This window comes from Vibrio sp. 10N.222.49.C9, from assembly GCF_041474985.1.
Taxonomy (GTDB): domain Bacteria; phylum Pseudomonadota; class Gammaproteobacteria; order Enterobacterales; family Vibrionaceae; genus Vibrio; species Vibrio crassostreae_C.
In genome coordinates, this window is sequence record NZ_JBFRVD010001031.1 from 1 (window position 1) to 388 (window position 388).

Genomic DNA, 388 nt, shown 5'->3' on the forward strand with positions numbered 1-388 from the left:
GTTGAGCAAGGCATTATCAATATGCTCTATTTCTTGCTCTGCCATTAGTACTTGCGCCGCCTCGTTCATGTAAGGCGCAAGAATACGGTTCACATAGAATCCGGCGGTATCTTTGACCACAATCGGAGTCTTTCCTTGCTTACGAGCGAGCGCTACCACAGTGGCCACAGTTTCATCTGAGGTCGTTGCATGGGGTATCACTTCAACCAACGGCATCTTCTCTGCTGGGCTAAAGTAATGCAGGCCTACGATGTTTTCTGGCCTTTGAGCACCTTCAGCTATCTGATGAATAGGCAAAGATGAGGTGTTAGACGCAAAGATAGTGCTGTCTGAACACTCATTCTCAATCTCTTTCACCATGCTTTGTTTTAGCGCTAGGTCTTCAAAT

At 46.6% G+C, this 388-nt stretch carries 1 protein-coding gene; it reads right to left on the reverse strand.

Annotated elements, in window-relative coordinates; all coding sequences use genetic code 11:
- On the reverse strand, positions 1-388 hold a 388-nt coding region (locus tag AB4585_RS26750; RefSeq protein ID WP_372171771.1), incomplete at both ends, for a 3-hydroxyacyl-CoA dehydrogenase NAD-binding domain-containing protein.